The 7057-nt window shown below is 67.2% G+C and carries 5 protein-coding genes and 1 rRNA gene; 2 read left to right on the forward strand and 4 right to left on the reverse strand.

Translation table 11 applies throughout. The features are described from left to right. The first annotated feature begins 6 nt into the window (after positions 1-6). Positions 7-1431: a DUF1015 family protein gene (locus ACTOQ3_RS20975; protein WP_440085032.1), complete on the forward strand. Its 1425-nt coding sequence runs from the start codon at positions 7-9 to the stop codon at positions 1429-1431. A 92-nt stretch (positions 1432-1523) separates the two neighbouring features. Here the strand turns inward: ACTOQ3_RS20975 and ACTOQ3_RS20980 are convergent, their stop codons facing one another. Next, positions 1524-2315: a single-stranded DNA-binding protein gene (locus ACTOQ3_RS20980; RefSeq protein WP_440085033.1), complete on the reverse strand. Its 792-nt coding sequence runs from the start codon at positions 2313-2315 to the stop codon at positions 1524-1526. A gap of 97 nt (positions 2316-2412) precedes the next feature. On the opposite strand from ACTOQ3_RS20980, the gene ACTOQ3_RS20985 reads away from it, so the two are divergent. Further along, entirely contained in the window at positions 2413-3351 is a 939-nt protein-coding gene (locus ACTOQ3_RS20985) for an MBL fold metallo-hydrolase (RefSeq protein WP_440065987.1), read from the forward strand. Positions 3352-3448: 97 nt separating this feature from the next. On the opposite strand, the gene ACTOQ3_RS20990 is transcribed toward ACTOQ3_RS20985, so the two are convergent. From ACTOQ3_RS20990 to rrf, 3 genes are all read right to left on the reverse strand, one after another. Beyond that, positions 3449-4642 carry a hypothetical protein gene (locus tag ACTOQ3_RS20990; RefSeq protein ID WP_440085034.1) on the reverse strand — a complete coding sequence of 398 codons (1194 nt, stop codon included), beginning with the start codon at positions 4640-4642 and terminating at the stop codon, positions 3449-3451. Then, on the reverse strand, positions 4549-6270 hold the full coding sequence (locus ACTOQ3_RS20995; RefSeq protein ID WP_440085035.1) for a hypothetical protein: 1722 nt from the start codon (positions 6268-6270) through the stop codon (positions 4549-4551). Before ACTOQ3_RS20995 ends, ACTOQ3_RS20990 begins: the two co-directional genes overlap by 94 nt. 720 nt (positions 6271-6990) lie before the next feature. Continuing rightward, positions 6991-7057, reverse strand: a 5S ribosomal RNA gene (rrf, locus tag ACTOQ3_RS21000); the annotation flags it as partial.

Genomic DNA, 7057 nt, shown 5'->3' on the forward strand with positions numbered 1-7057 from the left:
GGCAGCATGCCCTCTATGGCGAATCCTGAACTGCCGATACCCGGCGGGCTGGTGCTACGCCCGTTTCGCGGCGTACGGTTCACGGTCAACGATCTGGCCGGGGTCACCTCACCGCCTTACGACCTCATCGACGAGGCCGGCGTGCGAAAGCTGCTCGACACCCATCCCAACAACGTGGTGCGTTTGATCCTTCCCGGCACCGACCAGCACAGATACGTCGAGGCGCGAGAGACGCTTCACCAATGGCTCTCCTCAGGGGTGCTGGCCGCCGACGAGACGCCCGCGGTCTACGTCTATGAGCAGTCGGGTCCCGGGGTCCTGCAGCGCGGAATCATCGGCGACGTGGGCCTGGCCGGTCCGGAGCTGCACATCGTCCTGCCTCACGAGGACGTGATGCCGGGACCGGTCGCCGACCGGCTGGCACTGATGAGCACCACGGAAGCCAACCTCGAGCCCATCTTCCTGCTCTACGACGGCGCGGGCGGCGCCACCACCCGCCTCGTCGACCATGTCGCCGCGTCCCGGCCTCCGCTGGCGGAGGCGAGGACCGAAGACGAGGTCAGGCACCGGCTGTGGGCCGTCACCGACAGTGAGGAACTCGCCTTCATCGACGCCGACCTCCGCCCCCGCCAAGCCCTCATCGCCGACGGGCACCATCGTTACGCCACCTACCTCGCACTCCAGCGGGAACACCGTGCCGCCATCACGCGTGGTGCGACGGTCACTGCCGGCACTGCCGATACTGCCGGCACGGCGGGGACGACCGGGGAGCGGGCGGAAACCGTGAAATCGGTGACGCCGCCGAGTTCCGTGGAGCCCGAACCGTGGGACTTCGGTCTTGCGCTCCTGGTGGACTCCAGCGCCTATCCGCCGGATCTGAAGGCCATCCACCGGGTCATCCCCGAACTGCCACTTGAAGAGGCGCTGGCCAAGGCCAAGGGTTCGTGGCGGGTGCAGGAGTACGCGGACCTGACCGAAGGCCTGGCCGCGTTGGACGAGACCAGCGGACCGGCCTATCTGCTGTCCTCCGGCGAGTTCACCCACCTTCTCACCGACCCTGACCCCGCTCAGCTCGAACACGCCATGCCGGCCGAGCGCTCGACCGGGTGGCGGGCGCTGAACACCTCCATCCTCGCGGAGTTTCTCCTGCCGAAGGTCTGGGGGATGCGGGACGACGAGTCGTCGGTGCGCATCGTCCACCACGACCCTGAGGCCGCCGTACGGCTCGCACGGGCCTCCGGAGGGACCGCGGTGCTGTTGCGCCCGCTTGCCGTCGACGATGTGCTCGCGGTCGCAGCTCAGGGAGAGCGGGTGCCTCGCAAATCCACCTCCTTCGGCCCGAAGCCCAGGACCGGTCTGGTCCTGCGCCTGCTCACCCCGGCGGGGACACCGCCCCCGAGCAACCCGCCCTTCGAGAAGCCCGGCTCCTGAGAGTTCAAGGAGACCGAGCCTGAGAGGAAGCCAGGTTCTCTGAGAGAATCCGGGATCCCGGGGTGCTGGACGCGCAGGAAGAAGGACATCGCTCACTTGCCCGCTCCGGAGACCGCGCCCGCGCGCGTCACGGGGCGAGGCACCTGCGGGCGGCCCGGCATCGACGCCTCCACGGCTCCCGGTTCCGGTTTCGGTTCCGGAGCGAGGTCCGGTCGGACCAAGGTGAGGTGGTCAGGCCCGGCCGAGGCGAGATCCCGCTCAACCGAGATGAGATCCGGCCCGACCGGAGCCGAATCCCGCCCGACCGGAACGAGACCCGGCCCGACCGGGACCGAATCCAGCCCGATGAGATCCGGTCCGCCCGGGGTGGGATCCGCTCCTCCGACCGCGGTGACATCCGGTCCGGCCGGAGCGAGACTCGGCCTGGATGAGGTGAGGTCAGGCTTGACCGAGGTGAGCCGCGGTCCCACGCCCTGCCCGGTATCCCCCTGCCCCGCGTGCACAAGTGAGCGCACCGACCGAGGCGGGGCGGGCGCCGGAACTTCCTCGTCGCCGGTCAGGATCATGGTGACCTTGCGCTCGAGACGCCTCACCGAACGCACCTCGACCTCGTACCCGGACGATTTGGCCCCCTCACTTCCCCACCAGCGGCGGCGCAGCGAACCCGTCACCTCGACGATGTCATCGGGCAGCCAACCGGCCACGGCCTCGATCACCTCGAGCTCGAACGACGCGCACGGAATGGTGTCGACCCGGGCTCCACTCCCGCGGTGCTGCCGCCGGACGATCAGGCGCCAGGTGCAGAGCCTGCTCCCGCTCTGCAACGACCTGATGTGGGCCGCCTCAGGTAGGCGGCCCACGAGAATGACCTCGTTACGATCCATGTGATCCTCCTCGATCCTGCCGGTCGAGAAGGACTCTCTACGATGTTGAGCTGCGCCGAAATGGCCGAATACTGTTCTGTGGACGCCGGTTCCAGTTATGAGGTGGCCCGTGGAAAACATCACCGCCCTCGGTGGGGACGTCTATGAGATCGACACGAGGATGGCCGGATACTCCAGCATCACGGCCGGATACCTGATCCTCGGAGACCGTCCCTGCCTGGTGGAGACCGGCACCTCCACCTCCGCTCCCGTGGTACGCGACGCCCTTACCTCATTGGGCGTCGGCCCAGGAGATCTCGCCACGGTCGTTGTCACGCACATCCACCTGGACCACGCGGGCGGGGTCGGCGACATCGCTGGTTTCTACCCGGATGCGGAGATCGTGGTTCACGAGAAGGGTGCCCGGCATCTCGCCGATCCGTCCAGGCTGATGGCCAGCGCGCGAATGGTTTGGGGCGACAAACTGGACACCCTGTTCGGCGAACTCTCCCCCACGGAGGCCTCACGGATTCGCGCCCTCGGCGACACCGACACGATCGACCTCGGCAACGGACGTACTCTGAACAGCCATTACTCACCGGGCCACGCCAGACACCATGTGGGACTCATCGATTCCGGCACCGGAGACCTCTACGTCGGCGACGCGGCCGGGGTCTACCTTCCTGAGACGGGTGACCTGCGCCCCGCCACGCCCCCGCCGGACTTCGACCTGCGTACCGCGCTGGACTCGATCGCCCTGTTCAGGGCGCTGGGTCCGCAGAGGCTGCTCTTCAGTCACTACGGACCGGTCGCGGATGTGGAGGAGATCCTGGGACGCTCCGCCGAGGAGCTTCGCGTCTGGGTCGATCTGACCCGTCAGGCTCACACGGAGGGCATGGATCTGGATCACGCTGTCGCCATGGTCAGGGAGCGCACTCGCGACCGCTACGCGGCCCTGAAAGCGGACGAGGCGACCGCCGAGCAGTTCGAACTGCTGAGCGGTGCCCCGTCCAACGTGGCCGGCATCCTGCACTGGCTGGACCGGGTCCAGCCGTAAGAAGATGTCCCGTAAGGTCCAGGATCACCCTGGAGGCGCCTTCCGCATTCCGGGTGCACAGCTCGCCCACCCGGAATGCGGTGAAGGTCCCCGGGAACTACTTCTTCTCGGACTTGCCCTGACGATCCCGGCCCTGCTCGTCCCCGCCCCGATCCTCGTCCAGATCGTCGTCTCCGTCGGAGTCGACATCGGGGGCGTCGCTGAGAATGTCGCCGAAGTCAGGCTCGATGAAGGCCGGGCCGACGGCGCGCTCCACCTTGCCGGGCTTCTCCTCAACCTTCCGCTCGGCATCGACCGTCTCGTTCCTGGAAGAGCCGGTCTTGGAGGAGACGTTCTCGGGTGAGTCCTCTTCGTCGGAAGAGCCGTTGTCAGGAGCATCACCGGCGACGGGCCGGTTCGCGCCGAACTCGTCGTCAAAGAGATCGTCTTCGTCCTCGATCTCCGCGTCCAGAGCCGCGACGTCGTCGATGTCGGCGTCGTCGTCGACATGGATGTCATCATCGACATCGCCGTCACCGGTGTCGATCTCGTCATCGATCTCGGCATCGGCATCACCCCGAGGGCGGGTGTCATCGTCGATGACTTCCCCGTCCTCGTCGTCGTCCTCCTCCAAATCCTCGATGACAGCGCCCGTCAGCTCCGCGTAACGCTCGGCCGCGTCGGTCTCGCCGTCCTCGTCGAAGGCCATCGCCCGGCCGAACCACTCGGTGGCGGGCCCTTCGTGACCGGCCACCGACAGCGCGTCGGCGTAGGCGAAGGCGAGGCGGGCCGACCAGGGCTGGGGACGGGTGTCACGCAGCTCAGGAAGGCGCTGGAGGGTGATGACCGCGGCGTCGTTCTGGCCGAGATCCCTCCGGGCACCGGACTCCACGATGGCGAGTTCGATCTTGCCGACGCGGTCGAGCCGCTCGGCCTCCTTGGAACGGACCAGATCAAGGGCGCGCTCGGGACGGCCAAGGCCGCGCTCGCAGTCCGCCATGATCGGCAGGAACGAGTCGGAACCCGTCATCCGGCGAGCCGCGCGCAGATCGCTGAGCGCCTCGGAGAAGTGGCCTGCGCGGTAGGCCGCGATGCCGACGGCCTCGCGGATCACCCCGATCCTGGCCGCGAAGCGACGCGCGACCTTCGTGTGCTCGTACGCCCGCTCCGCGTCGTCCTCGCCGAGAGCCCTCTCGGCCGCCACCAGGTGGCGGGAGATCAGCTCCGCGAGGTCGAGGGGAAGGGAACGTAGTTCCTCGCGGATCTCCTTGTCGAGCTCCTCCGCGGTGATGTCCGGGGCGAGCTCCGGCAACTCCTCGCGCTGGCCGCTGGGAGCCTCGTCGCGGCCACCCGGCCGGTCATCACGGCCGTAGCGGGTGCGGGACCCCTCACCGTCGCGGTCACGGTTCCCGAAGGGACGCCCTCCACCGGGACGGTCGTCCCGGTTGAACGGCCTGCGCTCACCACGGTCATCGCGATTGAACGCCGGACGGTCACCACCACGATCGTCACGGTTGAAACCGGGACGGTCGCCACGGTAGCCACCACCGGGACGGTCATCGCGATTGAACGGCGGACGCCCCCCACCGGGACGATCGTCCCGGTTGAACGGCCTGCGCTCACCACTGTCGGGACGCGAACCATAACGACTACGGGTCTGGTCACGGTCACCGTACGAACGACGCTCACCACCGCGATCATCACGGTTGAACGAGGGACGATCACCGCGATCATCACGATTGAAGGGAGGACGACCCGAACCACGATCGTCACGGTTGAACGGCGGACGATCCCCACCACGACTGTCACGGTTGAAACCGGGACGGTCACCGCGGTCGCCCCCACCGGGACGATCGTCACGGTTGAAGGGCGGACGACCCGAACCACGATCGTCACGGTTGAACGAAGGACGATCACCGCGGTCGCCACGGTAGCCACCACCGGGACGGTCATCGCGATTGAACGGCGGACGCCCCCCACCGGGACGATCGTCACGGTTGAACGGCCTGCGCTCACCACTGTCGGGACGCGAACCATACTGACCGCGCGACTGGTCACGGTCACCGTACGAACGACGCTCACCACCGCGATCATCACGGTTGAACGGCGGACGCCCCCCACCGGGACGGTCATCGCGATTGAACGGCGGACGACCCGAACCACGATCGTCACGGTTGAACGAAGGACGATCACCGCGGTCGCCACGGTAGCCACCACCGGGACGGTCATCGCGATTGAACGGCGGACGCCCCCCACCGGGACGATCGTCACGGTTGAACGGCCTGCGCTCACCACTGTCGGGACGCGAACCATACTGACCGCGCGACTGGTCACGGTCACCGTACGAACGACGCTCACCACCGCGATCATCACGGTTGAACGGCGGACGCCCCCCACCGGGACGGTCATCGCGATTGAACGGCGGACGACCCGAACCACGATCGTCACGATTGAACGAAGGACGATCACCGCGATACCCGCCGCCGGAGCGATCGTCCCGATTGAAGGGCCTGCGCTCACCACGGTCGTCACGGTTGGACGGGGGACGGCCGGAACCACGGTCGTCACGGTTGTAAGACGGCCGGTCCCCACGGTCACGAGAGCCGTAAGAACCACCGCGGGACTGGTCGCGGTCACCATAAGGACGCTGACCCTCACCACGCGGCCCTGAGGGCCTCTGTCCGCCACTCGGACGGTCGTCCCGGTTGAACGCAGGGCGGCCGGAACCACGGTCGTCACGGTTGTAAGACGGCCTGTCGCCACGATCACGAGAGCCGTAAGAACCACTCGGGCGCCCCTCTCGGCGCTCACCATATCGGGGACCGTCGCCCGGACGTCCCCTGTCACCACCTGCGCGATCGCTACGGTGGCCTCCCTGGCCACCAGATCCGCGGTTTTCGCCCTCTTCGCGTCGGCCGGCGCCCTCAGGCCCGTTGTCACTGTTCACTTCTGGTCCATTCGTTGGCTCACTCTGCGAGCGCGTCCCGTCTCTTCGATCGGATGGGACGATTCGCTGTGCGGGCGGTCTCCGGCCGCGGGGTGCGCCCCGTTCGCTATCGCTGCCCCGCCCTATCGTGGTCTGGCGCGACGAAGGCCACCCGCAGGTGGGGTGGCCCGGCCTGTCCAGCCTAGCAAGCCCCTGAAAGTCCACACGCCCTTCCCTCGGCACCCACAAATGATCATGGACACAGCGGCGGAGCCTTTGTGAGCGGTTCTTGAGAGAACCAGGGAGCCGTCTTACCCGACGGTCGTCGCATTTGCCATGAGGGCTGAGACAGAACCGAAAATCGCCCAGAGAACGCCTTTACAACGCGAAAAGGGCCTCTACCTGTGGCGGAGGCCCCTCCTGGGCATACCTGAAACCTCGAAGCCAGAAGGCTTGGACTCCCGGAACTCCCTGGAAACCCAGGAATCCCGAGAAACCAAGCGCCTCGGGCAATCCTCGTAGAAATCAAGGAACCTCAGAGAAAAGCGGGAGGCCTCGGAATTTTCCCGTGGGGAAGGTGTCGCACAGGACCCCGAGCAGACCCCGCAACGGTCCCGAACAGGCCCCGGAACGGGTCGCCGGCAGGTCCCGGAAAAGGAGCCCGGGAACAGGCCGGAAAAAGGGTCCGGACATGCCTGAGGGCCCCCACCAACGGTGGAGGCCCTCAAAAGATTGTCCGGCGGTGACCTACTCTCCCACACCGTCCCCGGTGCAGTACCATCGGCGCTGAAGAGCTTAACT

It is taken from the genome of Streptosporangium sp. LJ11 (genome assembly GCF_051918945.1).
GTDB lineage: Bacteria > Actinomycetota > Actinomycetes > Streptosporangiales > Streptosporangiaceae > Streptosporangium.